Raw genomic sequence first — 20,479 nt, 5'->3', positions numbered from 1 at the left:
ATAATTTTTTTCACATCTAACTATTGACATTTATTAGCTGGACTTATCATAGAAAGAAGTACACGCTGTTTTATTCTAATATAAGTGTTTGCATAATATATGTCATCACAATTTTGGGATATTTCTGTAAAAAAATGGTTGCAATCCGTAAACGATTGTGCTATCATACAAACCATGACGAAGATGTCTAAAGCTTGAAAAAGCTCTAGGCATCTTTTTGTTTTCTAAAAAACTTTTAGCGGTCATTATATTTTGCCGGTGGTAATGACGGTGGTTTTAGAAACATTGTTGTTTTTTGAAATTTTATCTTAAAAAATTTGGGAATTAAAAATATGAAAGAGAGGTAATTATTTATGAATTCAGGTGATACAGCGTTTATGCTTATAAGTACGGCGTTTGTGTTTTTTATGACGCCGGGACTTGCATTTTTCTACGGGGGACTTGTAAGAAGAAAAAATGTATGTAATACAATGATGGCTTGTGTCTCTATTATGGGACTTTCAGTTGTTATGTGGGCGTTGTTTGGTTATTCTCTTGCCTTTGGCGGCAATCATGGGGGAATCATAGGGGATTTAAGATGGATAGGATTGAGTAATGTTGGTATGAAACCGGGACCATATGCGGACACGATACCGCATCTTGTGTTCTGTGCATTTCAGATGATGTTTGCAATGATAACACCTGCACTTATAACAGGTTCTCTTGTAGGAAGGATGAAGTTTAAGGCATTGTTTTTATTTGTTGCAATATGGTCTGTTATTGTATATTATCCGATGGCTCATATGGTATGGGGCGAGGGCGGACTGCTTGCAGCAATAGGTTCCGTTGATTTTGCAGGAGGAGATGTAGTTCATATAAGTTCAGGTGTCAGTGCCCTTGTATTAGCCATCATTTTGGGAAAAAGACGCGGTTATGAAGTTACGACATACCGTATTCACAATATACCGTTTGTTGTGCTTGGAGCATCACTTCTCTGGTTTGGCTGGTTTGGTTTTAATGCGGGAAGTTCACTTAAAGCAGATGGTCTTGCAGCCCATGCTTTTATGACATCAGGAATTTCGGCAGCTTCAGCACTTCTTTCGTGGATGCTTATAGATACTCTTATCAGTAAAAAGACAACACTTGTAGGTGCTTCAACGGGTCTTGTTGTTGGTCTTGTGGCAATCACACCGGGAGCAGGTTTTGTTCCGATATGGGCATCATTTATTATCGGTGCTCTTGTTAGTCCGATATGTTACTTTGGAGTTTCTCTTATCAAGAAGAAACTTAAGATAGACGATGCACTCGATGCTTTTGGCTGCCACGGTATCGGTGGTATCTGGGGCGGAATCGCAACAGGTATATTTACACAGAAATCAATAAACAGTACGGCAAAATGGGATGGACTTATATTTGGTGATTATCACTTGTTTGCTGCACAGATAGTTGGTATTCTTGTAACAGCGGCAGTTGCAGTTGTAGGAACTCTGATATGTGTTGCAATCGTGAGATTGTTTACTACGCTTCGTGTAGATAAGCGTGAGGAACAGCTTGGACTTGATATTTCACAGCACGGAGAGAGTGCATATCCAAGTTTCAACGGACTTGACCAGTAGGAAAACAGTGTACAGGGAAATATGGATTAGTTTATGTGCGGAATTGATATGCACAAAAACAGTGTGCAGAAAAGAGGTAATATTGTATGATGATTAAGATAGATGCTTTTATAAGAGAAGAAAAGTTTGAAGATGTAAAAGCGGCATTAAATGCGATAGGTGTAAACGGAATGACTGTTTCGCAGGTTATGGGCTGCGGTATTCAGCGAGGTTATAAGGAAATCGTAAGAGGTATGCAGGTAGATATGCAGATGCAGCCCAAGATTAAGTTTGAGATTGTTGTTTCCTCCGAGGAATGGGAGGAAAAGACGATAAATGCCATTCAGGAGGCAGCATTTACCGGCGAGACAGGTGACGGAAAGATTTTCAGTTATGAGATAAGAACAGCACAGAAGATAAGGACAAAAGAAACAGGTTACGATGCTATTCAGGCAACAGAGTAAGTTTTAAATGATGGTTATATTAGATAGATATGAGTAAGTAACCTGAAATTTTTAAAAGTTTAGGGAGGCATTGCCATGCTTTTTCAGGAAATAATGAGACTTGAACCATTTGAAGGTGCAACAGTTCTGGTGGGGGATACAAGAGGAGAACATCAGGTGAAAGCTGTTTATGTGTCAGATGGCAGCAATATTCCTGAAAAGGCAGAAAGGGGCGGTGCCTTTTTTGTGTGTGATACGGCTTTTGGAGATAAAAATAATAAAGAATTTGATGATAATCTCAAAAAATATATAGACTGTCTTACGGATAAACAGGCGGCAGGGCTGATTATTGAGAAACATACGGAGATGGCTGAAATAACGGAAGATATTGTTTTGTATGCCGCAAAAAAGGGTATTCCATTGATAATCATACCGTATGAGACAGCGGTTACACAGGCGGTTCCGCAGCTTTATTATTCTCTCTTTGAGGACAGGAACAGGCAGGATGAGAGCAATCTTTTTATGAAAGAACTTTTGTATGGTGATGAGCAGCACGCAATTTTGAGACTTGCCAATTTTAATTATAAAAATGAAAAGCAGCATATCGCAATTTTTTTCAGTTTTGATAAAACAGATTTTGACGGGAAGATGATAGAGGAACTTGCATTAGTGATGCCGATAAATCTTTCATTGACATTATTTAGTGTTGTCTATCCTGATGAGGACGGTGTTGTTGTTGTGCTTGAACTGTCACAGAAAGAGCCGGTGAAAGACATTGTCAATCGTTTTTTATCTGCCGTGCAGCATGATATGGGGGATAAACTTAACGGCAATACAGTCAGTGCAGGTGTGAGCAGTATTTTCTATAAACCTGAGAGAATGAAAGAGTGCGTTGACGAAGCAAAGAAAGCAATGCGTCTTTTGAGAGGATATAATATTTGTCATTCGGCGAGGTATTTTGAGGAGATAGGTATATACCGTTTTTTCTTTGAACTTGGTAATGATGTTGAACTTGAAGATTTTATGATGCAAAGACTTGGCGAGCTTATATCATATGATAAAGAGAATAACAGCGATTATATTGATACTCTTGAAACATATCTTGATTTCGGATGCAATATCGGGGAGACAGCGGAATATCTTTATATGCACAGAAATACCATACGCTACAGGATAATAAGGGTTGAGGAGATACTTGGAATAGACTTAAACAGTGCCGGAACAAGGTTTAATCTCAGATTTGCTTTTAAAATAAGAAAGTATCTGCGACAGTCGGAGTAAAAGCAAGTTTATATAATAGATAAGGGGTTCAATGAGATAAAGACAAAATTACAATAAATGATAAGAAATATCAATATGGCAATAGTTTTCTTTATTAAATGGTATGTATTGTGTGCACAAAATAATGCACTATCATTTGTGCATGGTGCACATATGAAATAATATATTACATTGCTATACTGGGTCTTGTTCAAAGGGGAACAGGATAGAAAATAAATTTTCTATGTTGTTTCCCTTTTTTAGTATTAACTGATTAACGGCAGAAAATGCAGATTTAAGGCCGTTGTTCACAACATAAGTGTGACAGTCAATGATTTAAGATGTTGTATTGCTTTTGAAAACAGGCTTACAGGCTTTGTAGAAATGAGGTGTGAGATGAACAATTTTGTTATTACGATTGCCCGTGGTTTTGGCAGCGGCGGAAAGCAGATTGCTTTAGAGATTGGAAAAAAGCTGGGGATTCCGTGTTATGAGCGTGAAATCCTTGACATGGCATCTGACAGAAGCGGTCTAAACAGAACATTATTTGAGCAGACGGATGAAAGGCTGCGGGGAAGTATTTTTTCAAAGCGTTTAAAAGGGATTCCGACAATAACGGTCGCATCACCTGAGGAAAAAGCTTTTGAATCAGATATTAATCTTTTTAATCTTCAGGCACAGATAATAAGGTCACTTGCACTTAGTGAATCCTGTATTATCGTTGGCAAATGTGCAGACCATATTCTTGATTACTTTGATAATGTTTTCAGAATATATATTGATGCACCGAGAGATGCCTGCGTGAAGTCGATTGTTTCAAAGATGGGAGTAACCGAGGCAGAGGCGAACAGGCTTATTAAAAAGACGGATAAGTACAGGGCAGATTATTACAGGTATTATACCGGAAAGGATTGGACAAATCCTACAAATTATGATTTGTTTGTAAACAGTGACAAGGTCGGCAGGACAAGATGTGCTGATGTTATTATTCAATATGTGAAATATCAGATGGAGTGCCGTGGTAAGAAAATTGAAAATTGCAATGATAAAAATGAGACAAAGGAGTCTTAAAAGTTATATGAAAATATGGCTTTGAGGCTTCTTTTTTTATAAGAACAAATTAACTTGTTTAAGACAAATGGCTTTTTTTAATGAAAGGCAGAAAGCCGTAAATTAAAAAGTGTTTAACAGAAAAACACAATAAAAATCTGATTATCCGCTAAAATACAGTATCTATCAGCATTTTCAAGGAAACAAACTCATCAATTTACTACTTATTTACTACCAACGAATGAGCCTTGATACGCCAGTTTTCCTAGATATGCAAAGATATGGTACAGCACATCAGTATTGAAACAAGAAAAAAATTGAATATTTTATAGACTATGGAACGCCTAAAATGACGTTCCTTTTCTATTTCCAGCCGTTCTTATTGGACGGCTATTTTATTACTCAAAATGAAAGGAGCATTAGATTTATGAAAAAGACATGGAAACGATTGTGTACGGGCTTCTTAGCTCTTGCGACTGTCGTTACTGCTTTACCGACTACACCCGTCCATGCAGAAAGTAAGCAATACTGGACGGAAAGTGCAGAGCGTGTCGGTATCATTGAAAAAGTAATGAATGACGGTTCTATCGGTTCGACATTCAATGAGGGCTATATGAAAGTCGAGGGCGAAACTGCCTATTGTATCGACATCAATACAGATTTTAAGAATGGCTACAAGACCAGAGCTGACGCAAGCTCACGCATGAGTGCCGACCAGATTTCAGATGTGGCGTTATCCTTAGAGTATGTCAAACAGTATGGCGAAGCTCACAAGGAATTGAACTATAAACAAGTCTATCTGTTGGAACAATGTGTAGTTTGGCAGAGATTGAGCGTACATCTTGGCTGGCAATGTGATAACGTGCGAGCTTCTTATGATGAAATTCCAAAGGCTACGCAGGACGAAGTTTTCTCTGGTGCAAGAGCCTTTGTCAAAGAGAATAAAGGACGCTATGAATGTGGCGGTTATATCTACTCTGGCGAGGGGCAGGAATTGGGACAATTCTGGGCGAAGCTGAATGTCGGAAATGCGAAACTGCAAAAGACTTCCAGTAATACCAGCATTACAGACAGTAACGGGAATTACTCTGTCGCTGGTGCGACCTATGGTGTCTTTTCTGATAAGGACTGCACGAAACAGCTTGCCACCCTTACGACTGATGAAAACGGAAATACAGATGTTGTAGAGGTAAAGGCTGGCACAGTTTATATCAAGGAATTATCTGCACCAGCAGGATATAAAGTAGATAAAACTGTATATTCCTTAAAGGTTGAAGCTGGAAGGACAGCGACCTTGAAAGTATCAGATACACCGAAAGTAACAGACACTTTGATTGAGCTTTTCAAGATTGATATGGAAACACAGAAAGACAATCCGCAGGGAAACGCTTCTTTAGCAGGTGCAGAATTTACATGGAAGTATTATGCAGGCTTCTATAACAAAGACAATCTTCCTGCCGAAGCTACTCGTACATGGATTACAAAGACAATCGCTGAAACAGACAGCAACGGGACAACTCATTACATCACAAAATTAGGGGACGCATACAAGGTGTCTGGCGATAACTTCTATATGCAGAACGGTAAAGCAGTTCTTCCACTTGGAACACTAACTGTTGAGGAAACAAAAGCTCCAAGCGGTTACTTGTTAGACGGTGCATATATGCAGGCTGGCGATAAGTCCGAACAGATAAAAGGCTTATACCTTACACAGATTACCGAGGACGGCGACCTTGCCGTATTATCTGGGAGTAATCAGTTTTCCGTATCAGACAAGGTTATCCGTGGCGGTGTTAAAATTCAGAAACGAGATTTAGAAACGGGCGATACCAAACCACAAGGAAGTGCTACCTTGAAAGATACTGCTTTTGACATCATTTCCTTAAATGATAATTCTGTATTGGTTGAGGGCAAGCTATACAAGAAAAATGAAGTAGTAAAGACAATTCGTACAGATATTGAGGGCGTCGCTTCTACTTCTGCTGACCTCTTACCTTATGGAAAATTCCGTATCGTTGAAAGTGAAGCTCCCGACGGTTACTTAACTGACGGTGCAAAACCGATTGATTTTGCAATCACAGAACATGGAAAAATCGTGGACTTAACCGACGAAGCTCATTCTATCTATAATCAGATTAAGCGTGGAGATATTGAGGGTGTAAAAATCGGTGCAGGTACACACAAGCGTCTTGCTAATGTTCCCTTTAGGATCACAAGCAAGACGACGGGTGAAAATCATGTAGTGGTAACTGATGATAACGGGCAATTCTCCACATCTGCTGAATGGGCTTCTCATAAGCATAATACAAACGCAGGAAAGACCAGCGAGGACGGTGTGTGGTTTGGAACTTCTGAACCAGACGACAGCAAGGGTGCATTACCTTATGACACCTACATCATTGAAGAAATGCGTTGCGATAGTAACAAAGGCTTTCAACTTATCCCACCTTTTGAAATCGTGGTATCAAGAAATAACCTTGTGATTGATTTAGGAACGCTGACTGATGAATACGAGAAAGAAATCTCTATCCATACCACAGCAACCAGCAAGGACGGCGAAAAGACAATCCTTGCAGGAAAAGAGGTTACGATTGTTGATACCATCAAATTAGACGGACTTACAAAAGGCACAAAATATCAGCTCAAAGGCTGGCAGATGTTAAAAGAAGAAAATGCCGAGCTTATCATTGACGGGAAACGTGTGGAAAACGATTATACCTTTGTCGCTGATGATGAAGAAATGAAAGTGGAAATTTCCTATACATTCAATGCGTCTGCTTTAGGTGGCAAAAATCTTGTTACCTTTGAAGAATTGTATGATTTCAGCAATCCAGACGAACCCGTAAAAGTTGCGGAACACAAAGACATTGAGGACGACGGGCAGACGGTACTTATCACAGAGCGTATCATCAAAATTCATACAACTGCTACCGATAAGGACGACAACAAAGAACTTGAAGCAGGAAAAGACGTTACAATCATTGATACCGTAACCTTAGAGGGCTTAGAAGTCGGTACACAGTACAAACTTGTGGGCTGGCAGATGTTGAAAGAAGAAAATGCAGAGCTTCTTATCAATGGAAAGCGTGTGGAAAGTGATTATACGTTTACTGCTGACAGCGAAACTATGAAAGTGGAAGTTGCCTTTACCTTTGACGCTACTTCTCTTGACGGCAAACAGCTTGTAACTTTTGAGGAATTATACGATTTAAGCAATCCAGACGAGCCGAAGAAAGTTACCGAGCATAAGGATATTGAGGATAAGGGACAGACGATTACTTTTAAGGAAAAGCCAGAAGAACCAGAGAAACCCGAAACACCACCGACACCGGAAAAGCCTAACAGACCTAGCGACAGTCCCAAAACGGGCGACAGTACAAATGTAATGGCTTTTATCGTGATGTTGCTTGCGTCTGCTGGTGGACTGGCTGGAACATATCTTTACAAACGCCGTAAAATGAAGAAATCATAAGGCGGTAACGGTATGATGAAAGAAAAATCACGCTCTCCGCCGAAGCTGTCAAACGGTAGACTTCCGCTTATTCTGGCTTGTCTGCTAACAACCTGCAAGAACACAGATAGTCAAGGGTGCGAAGCATTGATTTTACCCTTTACTATCTGGGGGATTGCTGGTACTTCCCGAACCGCCAGAATAAGAAATCACAATCAATTTATCAAAAATAGAAAGAAACGAGGTAAAACAATATGGAAATGAAATATGTCGTGCCAGATATGGCACAGTCTTTTGGAACTCTTGAATTTGCAGGCGAAAGCGAGCCAGTCTTTGAAAGAGATAAAAATAATCGCAGGGTCTTAGCCAGACGAAGCTATAACCTTTATTCCGACGTACAGAAAGGCGAAAATGTTGTGGTAGAAATTCCCGTGCAGGCTGGCGAAAAGAAGTTCAAGTATGAGCAGAAAGTAAAACTTGTCAATCCGAAGTTATACGGCAGAGGTTACGCAATCGGGGATATGGGACATACCGATTATGTATTAGTTGCTGATGATATTGTAGCAGTTGAAGAAAAGTAAAGGAGTGAAGAATTTATGAGATTATCAAACGGGTTTGTTATTGACAAAGAGAAAACATTTGGAGAATTAAAGTTTACAGCGGTGCGTGATGTGTTCTTACAGAATGAGGACGGGACACCGAGTACCCAGCTTAAAAAGCGTATCTATGATTTGAAGTGCAGTCTGCATGGTGGAATTATCCCCGTGTCTGTACCGCCAGAAGTATCGTTAAGGGAATTTCCTTACAATGCAGTTGTGGAGCTTGTCAATCCCGTAGCCGATACGGTATCAAGAAAAACCTATACGGGTGCAGATGTGGACTGGTATGTAAAGGCAGAGGATATTGTGTTGAAGAATAAAGGCAACCAGAACGCAGGTAATCCACAGAACTCTACACCGCAGGGACAGCCGAAAAAATAGGCTTGCTGAATAGATTTTCATTGTAGCGAATATATGGAACTGTTATAATATGGATATGAAGAAACGGACAAATATAAATTGTTGAAAGGAGTAAACAACTATGAAAATGTCAAAAGAAAAAATTGATATAAGCATGTTTGCCCCGTGCGGAATGAATTGTAAGGTTTGTTATAAGCACTGTTACAATAAAAAACCTTGTTCTGGGTGCTTGAATAGTGATAAAGGGAAACCAGAACATTGTCGTAAATGCAAAATAAAGGATTGCATCAAAGGAAAATCGTTATCCTATTGTTTTGAATGTGCTGAATATCCATGTAAGTTGATTAAAAATCTTGAAAAAAGCTATAATAAACGGTATCAAGCAAGTCTTATAGAAAATAGCCGTTTTGTTCAAGGACATGGTTTGGAACATTTCATGGAACAGCAGAAAATAAAATATACTTGTCCTAAATGCGGTGGCATTATTTCTATTCACGATAAAGAATGTAGCGAGTGTCAAGAAAAAATGAAATAACAAAATTACAGTTTGACAACTTCATATCCATATACACAAAGCAGTTAGTCTTAGGATTGACTGCTTTTTTCATACCCAGAAAGGAGTGATTGATTTATGCGTATGATTTGGAACAAAGGACACCGTATCAGAGCCAGTGACAAGCACCTTGTCTATCATTTTTCCATAGGGACGCTTCTGTTTGTATTCGTGGCGGTTCTCCTGCTACTGAATATAAAACAGCTCATGCGTGCCGATTGGGAGCATTTCAGCTTGTTTGAGAATGGCTTGACGCTTTCCCCTTACAACTTCATAACCATACTGATAGCGACTGGTGTTTGTGCATTGGTTGCTTTTCTGTATTACCGCTTCTGTTACGACAGTTTCAAGAAGCTCCTGCACCGTCAAAAGCTGGCACGAATGGTACTGGAAAATAAGTGGTATGAAGCCGATACCGTACAAGACAGCGGTTTTTTTACTGACCTGCAAAGCAGATCAAGGGAAAAAATCGTCTGGTTTCCAAAGATTTATTATCAAATGGAAAAGGGACTGCTTCATATCCGCTGTGAAATTACGCTGGGGAAATATCAAGACCAGCTTTTACGGTTAGAGGATAAATTGGAAAGTGGCTTGTATTGTGAGCTGACCGACAAGACCCTGCATGACGGATATATCGAATATATCCTGCTTTATGATATGATAGCAAACCGCATTACCATTGATGAAGTACGGGCAGAGAACGGCTGTCTTAGATTGATGAAAAATCTTGTCTGGGAATATGACGCACTCCCTCACGCTCTGATTGCTGGTGGGACTGGTGGCGGTAAAACCTATTTTTTGCTAACGCTCATTGAAGCCTTATTGCATACCAACGCTGTCCTTTATATCTTAGACCCGAAGAACGGTGACCTTGCGGACTTAGGGACAGTTATGGGAAATGTGTATCATACCAAAGAAGAAATGATTGACAGCGTCAATGCCTTTTATGAGGGAATGGTACAGCGAAGTGAGGAAATGAAGCGACACCCGAACTATAAGACGGGCGAAAACTACGCCTATCTGGGACTACCACCCTGCTTTCTTATCTTTGATGAATATGTGGCGTTTTTTGAAATGCTGGGGACGAAAGAAAGCGTGAGCCTACTTAGCCAGTTAAAGAAAATCGTTATGTTAGGGCGACAAGCAGGCTATTTCCTTATCGTTGCCTGCCAGCGTCCAGACGCAAAGTATTTCTCGGACGGTATCAGAGATAACTTCAATTTCCGTGTGGGATTGGGGCGTATCAGCGAATTAGGTTATGGTATGCTGTTCGGTTCGGATGTGAAAAAGCAGTTTTTCCAGAAGCGTATCAAAGGGCGTGGCTATTGTGATGTAGGGACAAGTGTTATCAGCGAATTTTACACGCCTTTAGTCCCGAAAGGACATGATTTTTTGCAGACTATCGGCTCTCTTGCACAAGCAAGGCAGGACGGGACGGCGACGTGCGAAGCGAAAGGCGACGGCACGGACTAGCCGTTGCTGGTGTGGCGTAAGCCACGCCAGCAGGTAAAACCCCTCGGTATCTAACAGAGGGGTACGTTTGCAAATAGACAATAGACAAAAAACATAGGAAACATAAGGCTTCTGGCATGGTTTTCTAGCAAAAATCGGCTGTGAAGTCGCCTTAAAAAACTTCACACTTTACAGATTGGGGGTATGGTTCTGAATGAAGAACAACGGATAAAAGAATTACGGGAGAAACGGATTGCTTACGGTATCTCACAAGGCAGGCTGGCGGTGGCTTCTGGTATCACAAGGGAATATTTCAACAAGATAGAAAGTGGAAAAATGAAGCCGTCAAAGGAACTTCTGGAAACTCTGCATAAGGAACTGGCAAGGTTCAATCCAGAAGTACCGCTTACCATGCTGTTTGATTATGTGAAAATTCGTTTTCCCACGCTGGATATACAGCACATCATCAAAGATATATTAAAACTGAATATCAATTATATGCTCCATGAAGATTACGGACATTACAGTTATACGGAGCATTATTCTTTAGGGGACATCTTTATCTATACGTCGGCTGACGAAGAAAAAGGTGTCCTTTTAGAGTTAAAGGGGCGTGGTTGCCGACAGTTTGAAAGTTACCTGCTGGCACAACAAAGAAGTTGGTATGACTTTCTCATGGACGCACTCATAGACGGTGGCGTGATGAAGCGTATCGACCTTGCTATCAACGACCATACGGGTATTTTGGATATTCCAGAGCTTGCGGAAAAATGCAGGAAACGGGAATATATCGGAAAGTCCAGAAGTTATAAGTTTTATCAGTCGGGCGAGCTTATCAAGCATAGAGAGGACGACAGAGAATATATGGGACGCACCCTTTATCTTGGTTCGCTAAAATCAGATGTGTATTTCTGTATCTATGAAAAGGACTATGAGCAGTACGTCAAGTTAGGGACACCGCTGGAAGAAGCCGACATTATCAACCGTTTTGAGATACGGCTTAGAAATGAACGTGCCTATTATGCAGTACGAGATTTGCTGACCTATTATGACGCAGAGCAGACTGCCTTTTCTATCATCAACCAGTATGTGCGGTTTGTTGATGAAGAAGCAGACAAGCGAAAAAATGACTGGAAACTCAATGACCGCTGGGCGTGGTTTATCGGCGATAACAGACAGAGCTTGAAGCTGACGACAAAGCCAGAGCCTTACACCTTAGACCGTACATTGCGGTGGGTACAACGGCAGGTAGCACCGACCTTGAAAATGCTGAAAAGGATTGATAAGGGAAACGGAACAGACTACATGAAAACTATCGAACAGCAGGCAAAGCTCACAGAAAAGCATGAAATGATAATCAAACAGCAGACGACCCCTGCAAAAGATTTAGTAGAAAGTTAGGAGTGATGAAAAAATGTGGGAATTATTGAAAGACTTCCTGCTGGTATCTGTTGGAACGGGTATCGGCGTAGCCTTGATGTGTATTTTAAGTGTTGGCAAAGGAGCTGACTATGAAATGAAGAAATTAAAAGAAAGCGAGGACAAATAACATGAATTTCGGGCAAAATTTGTATCAATGGTTTTTAAGCAACGCACAGAGCTTAGTGCTTATGTCGATTGTGGTTATCGGTATCTACTTAGGGTTCAAGCGTGAGTTTTCAAAACTTATCGGTTTCTTGGTAGTTGCCTTGATTGCTGTCGGCTTGGTATTCAATGCTGGCGGTGTGAAAGATGTACTGTTAGAGCTGTTCAATAAGATTATCGGTGCATAAAATTTTATTGTGGGGCTGATGTATGGGTGCTATAATGTGAAAAAAGAAGTAATCGAGGTGTTCTATTTTGAATGAGAGAGAAAAAATTATTCGTTTATGGTTTGATATGTGGTTGAAACAGCAAGACTTAGGAATAGATAAAATTTTTACAGAAGATGTTGTTTATACGGAAAGCTGGTGTCCTAAATATGAAAATCTTAAAACAGTAAAACATTGGTTTAATGAATGGAATACTCGTGGTAAAGTCATTATTTGGGATATTAAACAGTTCTTTCATAAAGAAAATCAAACTGTCGTAGAATGGTATTTTAAAAATGAAATGAATACGGGAAGCGTTGAAGAATTTGACGGTATTTCCTTAATTGAATGGACAGAAGATAACAAAATCAAATCATTAAAAGAATATGGTTGCAATCTGAATAACTATAATCCATATCAACACAGCGATAACCCTCAATTTAGAGATGAAAAAACAAACTGGTTTTAAAACTTAATCAAATTATATCCATATACATAAAGCAGTTAGTCTTAGGATTGACTGCTTTTTTCTTACCTAAAATCAGATTGGAGTGATGAAATGAGCGATATTTTTAAGGATATGCAGGCAAACGTCGGCTGTGATTATATTTCTAACCTGCCCTCTTACAAGCGTAAAGTGTGGCATGAAATGAAGCGATTACCGCTTACGAATTATGATATAAAACAGTTAGAAGATTTTTCAAAGTATGTGTTTGGTATGTCGTACCAGAGCTTAAAAGATGTGATGAAGCAACAGAAAGGACGTGAGGAACAATGCAGGAAACAAGGGTGCTGGTGGAAACGAGAGGAACAACTGGCGAAGAAACAATATCATACTGGTTCGACCTGCCGATAGATGTTGCCGAGTTTGAAGAAAAGTTAGGTATCGGTGCAGAAAGTGGGGATTATCGTATTATCGAAAAGGTGTTGCCTTATGCTGATGAAGTCCACGAACACACCAGCGTGTACCAGCTCAACGAATTAGATTTTATGTACCGCCAGCTTTCAAGTGATATGCAGGAAGAATATGTATCACTACTTACGGTGTTTGAAAATTTAGAAGCACTTTATATTTGCAGGAACGTGATTATTGTTTATCCCGACTGTAAAAGCATGATAGATGTTGCAAGGCAAAAGCTGATGAACGACCCGATGTTCAAGCATTTATCCGAGGACTGTCAAGAATACTACTTTGACTTTGAAGCCTACGCTTCTCACTTGCAGGAACACGGGAAATTTTTAGTAACAGAACACGGTATCTTTGAACTGCCAGAGTAGGAAATGAGGTGGTGCTTATGATTGATGATATGGCGGTTTATATTGCTAATCTTGGCAAATACAATGAGGGCTATTTAGTCGGTGCTTGGTTCACGTTCCCCATTGACGAGGAAGATGTGAAAGAAAAAATCGGCTTGAATGAACAGTATGAGGAATACGCTATCCATGATACCGACAACTTTCCCATTGCGATTGGCGAGTATGTTTCCATTGAAGAACTCAATGAGATGTATGAAATGATAGAGGAACTTCCCGACTATATTGTAGAGTGTCTGGACGAATTTATCAGCCACTATGGGACGCTGGAAGAAGTCGTGGAACATAAGGACGATATTTACTATTATCCCGACTGTGAAACCATGACAGATGTTGCCTACTACTACATAGACGAATTGCAGGCACTTGGGGACATTCCACCCAGCTTACAGAATTACATTGACTATGAAGCCTACGGGCGAGATTTGGATATGGGCGGTTGCTTTATTGAAACAAGCCGAGGTATGTGCGAGATACCATATTAACGCTGGAAGATCAGCGACAAGCATTGTTGCTACTGACAGCGTATTTCTCTTTAAGGGACAGTCTGAAAATGGCTGTCCTTTTCTATTTTGAAAGGAGCTGAAAGAACTTGAAAAAGATTAAAAGCTACACGGGTATCTGGAACGTGGAAAAAGTCTTGTATGCAATCAATGACTTTAACTTACCCTTTCCCGTTACTTTTACACAGATTACATGGTTTGTGATTACGGAATTTATCATCATTCTGTTTGGGGATATTCCCCCACTTTCCATGATTGAGGGAGCATTTCTCAAATACTTTGGTATTCCCGTTGCTCTCACTTGGTTCATGTCGCAGAAAACCTTTGACGGAAAGAAGCCGTACAGCTTTTTGAAATCACAGATAACCTATGCCCTGCGACCAAAAATCACTTATGCAGGAAAAGCCGTAAAACTGCATAAGCAGATATTGAATGAAACAATCACGGCAGTAAGGAGTGTGAACTATGTTCCCGATAAAATATATTGACAATAACCTTGTCTGGAACAAGGACAATGAGGTGTTCGCCTACTATGAGCTGATACCATACAACTATTCTTTTCTATCCGCAGAGCAGAAATTTATCGTGCATGACAGTTTCCGACAGCTTATCGCACAGTCCCGTGAGGGTAAAATTCATGCGTTGCAGATTGCCACAGAAAGCTCAATCCGCAGTATGCAGGAACAGTCAAAGAAGCTGGTAACTGGAAAATTAAAGGAAGTTGCCTGCCAGAAGATAGACGAACAGACCGAAGCGTTAGTATCTATGATTGGGGACAATCAAGTGGACTACCGCTTTTTTCTTGGCTTTAAGCTCATGGTTACGGAAGAACAGCTCAATCTGAAGAACATCAAAAAATCGGTGTGGCTGACGTTCACAGAATTTCTCCATGAAGTGAACCACACGCTGATGAATGATTTTGTTTCCATGCCGAATGATGAAATCAACCGTTACATAAAAATGGAAAAGTTACTGGAAAATAAAATCTCCCGTCGCTTTAAGGTGCGTCGCTTGGAAATCCATGATTTTGGGTATCTCATGGAACATCTTTACGGCAGGGACGGTATCGCTTATGAAGATTATGAGTACCAGCTACCAAAGAAAAAATTGAACAAAGAGACGCTGATAAAATACTACGACCTTATCCGTCCGACAAGGTGTGTGATTGAGGAAAGCCAGCGGTATTTACGATTGGAACATGAGGACAAGGAAAGCTATGTGTCCTATTTTACCGTCAATGCGATTGTAGGAGAGCTTGATTTTCCGTCGTCTGAAATCTTCTATTTCCAGCAACAGCAATTCACATTCCCCGTTGATACGAGCATGAATGTAGAAATCGTGGAAAATCGGAAAGCATTAACGACCGTCCGCAACAAGAAAAAGGAACTGAAAGACCTTGATAATCACGCCTATCAAGCAGGAAGTGAAACCAGCTCAAATGTGGTGGACGCTTTAGACAGCGTGGACGAGCTGGAAACTGATTTAGACCAGACAAAAGAAAGTATGTATAAGTTAAGCTACGTCATACGGGTGTCTGCACCCGATCTTGACGAGCTGAAACGCCGTTGTGATGAAGTCAAGGACTTTTACGACGACCTCAATGTAAAGCTGGTGCGTCCTGCTGGGGATATGCTGGGGCTTCATTCTGAATTTTTACCAGCCAGCAAGCGATATATCAATGACTATGTGCAGTATGTAAAATCAGATTTTTTAGCTGGGCTTGGCTTTGGTGCGACACAGCAGTTAGGAGAAACTACGGGTATCTATATGGGCTATTCTGTTGATACGGGAAGAAATGTGTACCTGCAACCGTCCCTTGCCAGTCAAGGTGTAAAAGGTACAGTTACCAACGCTTTAGCGTCTGCTTTTGTCGGTTCGCTTGGCGGTGGGAAATCGTTCTGTAACAATCTTCTGGTATATTATGCGGTGCTGTTTGGCGGTCAAGCACTTCTGTTAGACCCTAAAAGTGAGCGTGGTAACTGGAAAGAAACGCTCCCAGAGATTGCACATGAAATCAATATCGTAAATCTTACCAGCGATAAGGACAATGCAGGGCTTCTTGACCCGTTTGTGATTATGAAGAATGTAAAAGACGCTGAAAGTCTGGCAATCGACATCTTAACATTCCTTACGGGTATTTCTTCAAGGGACGGCGAAAAATTCCCCGTACTTCGTAAGGCAGTACGCTCCGTTACCCAGAGCGACAGTCGGGGCTTGCTCCATGTGATAGACGAGCTACGCCGTGAAGATACGCCCATATCAAGAAATATCGCAGACCATATCGACAGCTTCACGGACTACGACTTTGCACACCTGCTGTTTTCAGACGGTACGGTAGAAAATGCTATCAGTCTGGATAATCAGCTCAATATCATTCAAGTAGCCGACCTTGTACTGCCAGATAAAGATACCACTTTTGAAGAATACACGACCATTGAATTGTTGTCTGTGTCTATGCTGATTGTGATTAGTACCTTTGCCCTTGATTTTATCCATTCGGACAGAAGCATTTTTAAGATTGTCGATTTAGACGAAGCGTGGGCGTTCTTAAATGTGGCACAAGGAGAAACCTTATCAAATAAGCTGGTTCGTGCTGGGCGAGCTATGCAGGCAGGCGTTTATTTCGTTACCCAGTCTGCCTATGACGTGTCAAAGGAAAGTCTGAAAAACAATATCGGCTTAAAGTTTGCATTTAGAAGCACGGATATAAACGAGATAAAGCAGACCTTAGAGTTTTTCGGTATCGACAAGGACGATGAGAACAACCAGAAACGCTTGCGTGATTTGGAGAACGGACAATGCTTATTGCAGGACTTATACGGGCGTGTCGGTGTGGTGCAGATACACCCAGTCTTTGAAGAACTGCTACACGCCTTTGATACCAGACCGCCCGTACAGAGAAATGAGGTGGAGTGATGAAAGAAAGGATAAAAGGTGTGTTCACAAAAAAGAAGATTTTCCACTTTCTCAAAATGGCTCTGTTCGTGGTGGCACTCTCCCTTATCCTGCTTTCACTTTTGGGGACGGTGGCTCATGCGACGGGGCTTGTAGACGATACCATAAACGCAGAAAATCTTTATTCAAAATATCCCCTTTCCAACTACCAGCTTGATTTTTTCGTCGATAATAGCTGGTCGTGGCTTCCGTGGAACTGGCTCGACGGTATCGGAAAATCGGTACAATACGGGCTGTACTGCATTACCAACTTTGTCTGGACTATCAGTTTGTATTTGAGTAATGCAACGGGCTATGTGGTGCAGGAAGCCTATAAGCTGGACTTCATCAATGATATGGCAGACAGTATCGGAAAGAGCATACAGACCCTTGCAGGCGTTACCGAGAACGGCTTTTCTTCTACGGGCTTCTATGTTGGTTTCCTGCTTCTCATTATCTTAGTGGTGGGAATGTACGTTGCTTATACGGGACTGATAAAACGGGAAACCAGCAAAGCACTTCACGCTGTTATCAACTTTGTGGTGGTGTTCGTGCTGTCCGCTTCATTTATTGCTTATGCTCCCGACTATATCAAGAAGATAAATGAATTTTCATCAGACATCAGTACCGCTTCTTTGGATTTGGGAACAAAAATCATGCTCCCTAACTCCGACAGCGAGGGTAAGGACAGCGTGGACTTGATACGGGACAGCCTATTTTCTATTCAAGTGGAACAGCCGTGGCTCTTGCTTCAATTCGGGAACAGCAACGCAGAAGAAATCGGGACAGACCGTGTAGAAGCTCTCGTATCGGCAAGTCCAGAGGACGAGGACGGGAAAACCAGAGAGGAAGTCGTGAAAACAGAAATCGAGGACAACGACAATAACAATCTGACAATACCGCAGGTCGTGAACCGTTTGGGTATGGTGTTCTTCCTCTTGTTCTTTAACTTGGGTATCACGATATTTGTATTCTTGCTTACGGGCATGATGTTGTTCAGCCAGATACTTTTTATTATCTTTGCAATGTTTTTACCTATCAGTTTTTTACTTTCCATGATACCGAGCTATGAAAGCATGGCAAAGCAGGCAATCGTGAGAGTATTTAATACCATAATGACACGGGCAGGAATAACGCTCATTGTAACGGTGGCATTTAGTATTTCCAGTATGTTTTACAACATTTCCACAGACTACCCATTCTTTATGGTGGCGTTCTTGCAGATAGTATGTTTCGCTGGTATCTACATGAAGCTGGGCGACTTAATGAGTATGTTCTCACTTAATGCTGGCGACAGTCAAAGCATGGGACGACGCATATTCCGCAGACCGTATCTGTTTATGCGACATCGGGCTAGGCGTATGGAACACCGTATTGCAAGGGCGGTAAGTGCTGGCGGTATTTCGGGCGGTGTAGCTGGTGCGGTGGCTGGAAGTGCCGTTGCTGGCAAGAGAGCCGAAAGAAAAAATACGGCTTCTAAAGAAAATCGGGGCAATACCACTTCCAGCATGGGACAGCGTGCAGGTTCAAAAGTCGGTGCTGTTTTAGATACGAAAAATAAAGTGAAAGACAAGGCAAACGCTGTCAAAGAGAATATCAAGGATATGCCGACACAGACCGCTTATGCGGTGTATTCCGCAAAGGAAAAGGCAAAGTCCAGCGTGTCCGACTTCAAGCGTGGCATGGTGCAGGAACAGCAGTCCAGACAGACGGGACGCTTGGAAAAGCAGGAACAGCGTAAGAAAAATATCGCTGACAAACGTATGGAGCTTCAAAAGGCACAAGAAGCAAGGCAGGTACAGCGAAAGGCTGACGGATCAGCGACAACGGGAGCTACCCGTCCCCATGAGCGACCAGTCACAGCTTCAACCATTCCAAAGCCGAGTGTTGAAAAAATGCAGGAAGTCAAACGCCCAGCCACAGCTCCAACTCCGAAAGCAAGTGAGCCAGTCAAGACAAATGTTATCAAAGAGCGTCCGTTATCTTCTGGTGCTTCTGATAAGAAAGCACCCCAGCCTACACAGACAGTACATAGGCAGAATGTAGAAAAAGTGGTATCGCAGGAAACACGCCAGAATGACACCAAAGACCGCAGGATAAAGGTTCAGCAGACCCAGAGCGTCCAGAAGAACCAGCAGACCATAGAGAAAACCCGTAACCTTGTAACGAAGAAAGGACAGAAGAAAAAATGAAACTGAAACATATCGCTATCATTGGCAGTCTGTTTCCTATCCTCTTTTCTCTGGTGCTTTTCTTTGGCGTCCTCATTAGTGCGGACAGCGACGACGAGAACAGCAATTTTTCTTCTGGCATTACGGGTATGAACCTATCCGCAGAAGTCTTGAAACATCAGCCTATGGTAGAAAAATACGCCAGAGAAAACGGTATCTCCGAGTATGTCAATGTGTTACTTGCTATCATTCAAGTAGAAAGTGGCGGTACGGCAGAAGATGTTATGCAGAGTTCGGAAAGTCTTGGTTTACCGCCTAATTCCTTAGATACGGAAAGCTCAATCAAGCAGGGGTGTAAGTATTTTGCGTCCCTGCTTTCTTCCTGCAAAAATCAAGGTATCGACGACTTGAATGTAGCGATACAGTCTTATAACTATGGCGGTGGCTATGTGGGATATGTGGCAGGAAAAGGAAAAAAACACACTTTTAATCTTGCAGAGAGCTTCGCCCGTGAGAAATCGGGTGGAAAGAAAGTAACCTACACCAACCCGATAGCCGTTGCTAAGAATGGGGGCTGGCGGTATGGCTATGGAAATATGTTCTATGTGGAAGTAGTCAATCAGTATTTAGCAGTTCCGCAGGTATCGGGAGAACTGGCACAAAAGGTAATGAATGAAGCGTTGAAATATCAAGGCTGGAAGTATGTGTATGGTGGCAGTAACCCGAATACTTCCTTTGATTGTTCGGGATTGACGCAATGGTGCTATGGAAAAGCTGGTATCTCCTTACCGAGAACAGCACAAGCACAGTATGACGCAACCCAACATCTGCCACTCTCGCAGGCAAAAGCAGGCGATTTGGTGTTTTTCCATTCCACCTATAACGCTGGTTCGTATGTAACACACGTCGGTATTCTTGTTTCGCCGACACAGATGTACCACGCAGGCGACCCGATAGGATATGCAGACCTAAGTAGTAGTTACTGGCAACAGCACTTAATCGGTGCAGGACGAGTAAAACAATAG

Annotated in this window: 20 protein-coding genes; all 20 read left to right on the top strand. The window is 41.5% G+C overall.

Features of this window, described 5'->3' with window-relative positions; translation table 11 throughout:
* The first annotated feature begins 353 nt into the window (after positions 1 to 353).
* The 20 genes from DWZ63_RS06290 to DWZ63_RS06190 all read left to right on the top strand — a co-directional run bounded on the left by DWZ63_RS06290 (position 354) and on the right by DWZ63_RS06190 (position 20,479).
* A complete protein-coding gene (locus tag DWZ63_RS06290) occupies positions 354 to 1,595 on the top strand; it encodes an ammonium transporter (protein WP_055944953.1) in 1,242 nt (413 codons plus the stop codon).
* Positions 1,596 to 1,681: 86 nt separating this feature from the next.
* The gene (locus DWZ63_RS06285; protein WP_022013083.1) at positions 1,682 to 2,038 is read left to right on the top strand and encodes a P-II family nitrogen regulator; all 357 of its coding nucleotides are present in this window, start codon (positions 1,682 to 1,684) and stop codon (positions 2,036 to 2,038) included.
* A 75-nt stretch (positions 2,039 to 2,113) separates the two neighbouring features.
* Positions 2,114 to 3,298 carry a helix-turn-helix domain-containing protein gene (locus DWZ63_RS06280; RefSeq protein ID WP_055944952.1) on the top strand — a complete coding sequence of 395 codons (1,185 nt, stop codon included), beginning with the start codon at positions 2,114 to 2,116 and terminating at the stop codon, positions 3,296 to 3,298.
* 375 nt (positions 3,299 to 3,673) lie between these two features.
* Positions 3,674 to 4,348: a cytidylate kinase-like family protein gene (locus DWZ63_RS06275; RefSeq protein ID WP_082440762.1), complete on the top strand. Its 675-nt coding sequence runs from the start codon at positions 3,674 to 3,676 to the stop codon at positions 4,346 to 4,348.
* Positions 4,349 to 4,754: 406 nt separating this feature from the next.
* Positions 4,755 to 7,799 (top strand): SrtB-anchored collagen-binding adhesin, encoded by a 3,045-nt coding sequence (locus DWZ63_RS06270; protein ID WP_054344587.1) that lies wholly within the window; start codon positions 4,755 to 4,757, stop codon positions 7,797 to 7,799.
* Positions 7,800 to 8,032: 233 nt separating this feature from the next.
* Positions 8,033 to 8,359 carry a YdcP family protein gene (locus DWZ63_RS06260; protein ID WP_005339720.1) on the top strand — a complete coding sequence of 109 codons (327 nt, stop codon included), beginning with the start codon at positions 8,033 to 8,035 and terminating at the stop codon, positions 8,357 to 8,359.
* 15 nt (positions 8,360 to 8,374) lie between these two features.
* Complete coding sequence (locus DWZ63_RS06255; protein ID WP_117524029.1) at positions 8,375 to 8,758, top strand: YdcP family protein; 384 nt, start codon at positions 8,375 to 8,377, stop codon at positions 8,756 to 8,758.
* A gap of 100 nt (positions 8,759 to 8,858) precedes the next feature.
* Positions 8,859 to 9,272: a DUF3795 domain-containing protein gene (locus DWZ63_RS06250; RefSeq protein ID WP_021738773.1), complete on the top strand. Its 414-nt coding sequence runs from the start codon at positions 8,859 to 8,861 to the stop codon at positions 9,270 to 9,272.
* Positions 9,273 to 9,368: 96 nt separating this feature from the next.
* The gene (locus DWZ63_RS06245) at positions 9,369 to 10,763 is read left to right on the top strand and encodes an FtsK/SpoIIIE domain-containing protein (RefSeq protein ID WP_117524031.1); all 1,395 of its coding nucleotides are present in this window, start codon (positions 9,369 to 9,371) and stop codon (positions 10,761 to 10,763) included.
* 183 nt (positions 10,764 to 10,946) lie between these two features.
* A complete protein-coding gene (gene mobT / locus DWZ63_RS06240; RefSeq protein WP_003062030.1) occupies positions 10,947 to 12,143 on the top strand; it encodes a MobT family relaxase in 1,197 nt (398 codons plus the stop codon).
* Between the two features lie 13 nt (positions 12,144 to 12,156).
* Positions 12,157 to 12,291, top strand: coding sequence for a DUF3789 domain-containing protein (locus tag DWZ63_RS06235; protein WP_003061156.1), 135 nt, complete (start codon positions 12,157 to 12,159; stop codon positions 12,289 to 12,291).
* A 1-nt stretch (position 12,292) separates the two neighbouring features.
* The gene (locus DWZ63_RS06230) at positions 12,293 to 12,514 is read left to right on the top strand and encodes a hypothetical protein (RefSeq protein ID WP_003060793.1); all 222 of its coding nucleotides are present in this window, start codon (positions 12,293 to 12,295) and stop codon (positions 12,512 to 12,514) included.
* A gap of 67 nt (positions 12,515 to 12,581) precedes the next feature.
* The gene (locus DWZ63_RS06225) at positions 12,582 to 13,001 is read left to right on the top strand and encodes a nuclear transport factor 2 family protein (protein ID WP_003060053.1); all 420 of its coding nucleotides are present in this window, start codon (positions 12,582 to 12,584) and stop codon (positions 12,999 to 13,001) included.
* A 90-nt stretch (positions 13,002 to 13,091) separates the two neighbouring features.
* Positions 13,092 to 13,388, top strand: coding sequence for a hypothetical protein (locus DWZ63_RS06220; protein ID WP_008687105.1), 297 nt, complete (start codon positions 13,092 to 13,094; stop codon positions 13,386 to 13,388).
* Positions 13,307 to 13,810 (top strand): antirestriction protein ArdA, encoded by a 504-nt coding sequence (locus tag DWZ63_RS06215; protein WP_003062492.1) that lies wholly within the window; start codon positions 13,307 to 13,309, stop codon positions 13,808 to 13,810. The genes DWZ63_RS06220 and DWZ63_RS06215 overlap by 82 nt, the downstream gene beginning before the upstream one ends.
* 17 nt (positions 13,811 to 13,827) lie before the next feature.
* On the top strand, positions 13,828 to 14,331 hold the full coding sequence (locus tag DWZ63_RS06210; protein ID WP_002323345.1) for an antirestriction protein ArdA: 504 nt from the start codon (positions 13,828 to 13,830) through the stop codon (positions 14,329 to 14,331).
* Between the two features lie 107 nt (positions 14,332 to 14,438).
* Entirely contained in the window at positions 14,439 to 14,837 is a 399-nt protein-coding gene (locus DWZ63_RS06205) for a conjugal transfer protein (protein WP_003061368.1), read from the top strand.
* Entirely contained in the window at positions 14,815 to 17,265 is a 2,451-nt protein-coding gene (locus tag DWZ63_RS06200) for an ATP-binding protein (protein WP_003060327.1), read from the top strand. The genes DWZ63_RS06205 and DWZ63_RS06200 overlap by 23 nt, the downstream gene beginning before the upstream one ends.
* The gene (locus DWZ63_RS06195) at positions 17,265 to 19,475 is read left to right on the top strand and encodes an MFS transporter (protein WP_003060083.1); all 2,211 of its coding nucleotides are present in this window, start codon (positions 17,265 to 17,267) and stop codon (positions 19,473 to 19,475) included. Before DWZ63_RS06200 ends, DWZ63_RS06195 begins: the two co-directional genes overlap by 1 nt.
* Entirely contained in the window at positions 19,472 to 20,479 is a 1,008-nt protein-coding gene (locus DWZ63_RS06190) for a bifunctional lysozyme/C40 family peptidase (RefSeq protein ID WP_003059774.1), read from the top strand. The genes DWZ63_RS06195 and DWZ63_RS06190 overlap by 4 nt, the downstream gene beginning before the upstream one ends.

This window comes from Clostridium sp. AF34-13, assembly GCF_003477845.1.
Taxonomy (GTDB): domain Bacteria; phylum Bacillota; class Clostridia; order Lachnospirales; family Lachnospiraceae; genus Butyribacter; species Butyribacter intestini.
Note: the sequence above shows the minus strand (reverse complement) of the source record. Positions and strands in the feature narration are given on the sequence as shown.

Excerpts from the sequence above, each read along its gene's own strand:
- mobT (WP_003062030.1), top strand. The coding sequence starts at position 10,947 with ATGGTTCTGAATGAAGAACAACGGATAAAAGAATTACGGGAGAAACGG.
- DWZ63_RS06220 (WP_008687105.1), top strand. The coding sequence starts at position 13,092 with ATGAGCGATATTTTTAAGGATATGCAGGCAAACGTCGGCTGTGATTAT.
- DWZ63_RS06230 (WP_003060793.1), top strand. The coding sequence starts at position 12,293 with ATGAATTTCGGGCAAAATTTGTATCAATGGTTTTTAAGCAACGCACAG.
- DWZ63_RS06260 (WP_005339720.1), top strand. The coding sequence starts at position 8,033 with ATGGAAATGAAATATGTCGTGCCAGATATGGCACAGTCTTTTGGAACT.
- DWZ63_RS06280 (WP_055944952.1), top strand. The coding sequence starts at position 2,114 with ATGCTTTTTCAGGAAATAATGAGACTTGAACCATTTGAAGGTGCAACA.
- DWZ63_RS06255 (WP_117524029.1), top strand. The coding sequence starts at position 8,375 with ATGAGATTATCAAACGGGTTTGTTATTGACAAAGAGAAAACATTTGGA.
- DWZ63_RS06210 (WP_002323345.1), top strand. The coding sequence starts at position 13,828 with ATGATTGATGATATGGCGGTTTATATTGCTAATCTTGGCAAATACAAT.
- DWZ63_RS06285 (WP_022013083.1), top strand. The coding sequence starts at position 1,682 with ATGATGATTAAGATAGATGCTTTTATAAGAGAAGAAAAGTTTGAAGAT.
- DWZ63_RS06270 (WP_054344587.1), top strand. The coding sequence starts at position 4,755 with ATGAAAAAGACATGGAAACGATTGTGTACGGGCTTCTTAGCTCTTGCG.
- DWZ63_RS06190 (WP_003059774.1), top strand. The coding sequence starts at position 19,472 with ATGAAACTGAAACATATCGCTATCATTGGCAGTCTGTTTCCTATCCTC.
- DWZ63_RS06215 (WP_003062492.1), top strand. The coding sequence starts at position 13,307 with ATGCAGGAAACAAGGGTGCTGGTGGAAACGAGAGGAACAACTGGCGAA.
- DWZ63_RS06235 (WP_003061156.1), top strand. The coding sequence starts at position 12,157 with ATGTGGGAATTATTGAAAGACTTCCTGCTGGTATCTGTTGGAACGGGT.
- DWZ63_RS06245 (WP_117524031.1), top strand. The coding sequence starts at position 9,369 with ATGCGTATGATTTGGAACAAAGGACACCGTATCAGAGCCAGTGACAAG.
- DWZ63_RS06195 (WP_003060083.1), top strand. The coding sequence starts at position 17,265 with ATGAAAGAAAGGATAAAAGGTGTGTTCACAAAAAAGAAGATTTTCCAC.
- DWZ63_RS06200 (WP_003060327.1), top strand. The coding sequence starts at position 14,815 with ATGTTCCCGATAAAATATATTGACAATAACCTTGTCTGGAACAAGGAC.
- DWZ63_RS06275 (WP_082440762.1), top strand. The coding sequence starts at position 3,674 with ATGAACAATTTTGTTATTACGATTGCCCGTGGTTTTGGCAGCGGCGGA.
- DWZ63_RS06290 (WP_055944953.1), top strand. The coding sequence starts at position 354 with ATGAATTCAGGTGATACAGCGTTTATGCTTATAAGTACGGCGTTTGTG.
- DWZ63_RS06250 (WP_021738773.1), top strand. The coding sequence starts at position 8,859 with ATGAAAATGTCAAAAGAAAAAATTGATATAAGCATGTTTGCCCCGTGC.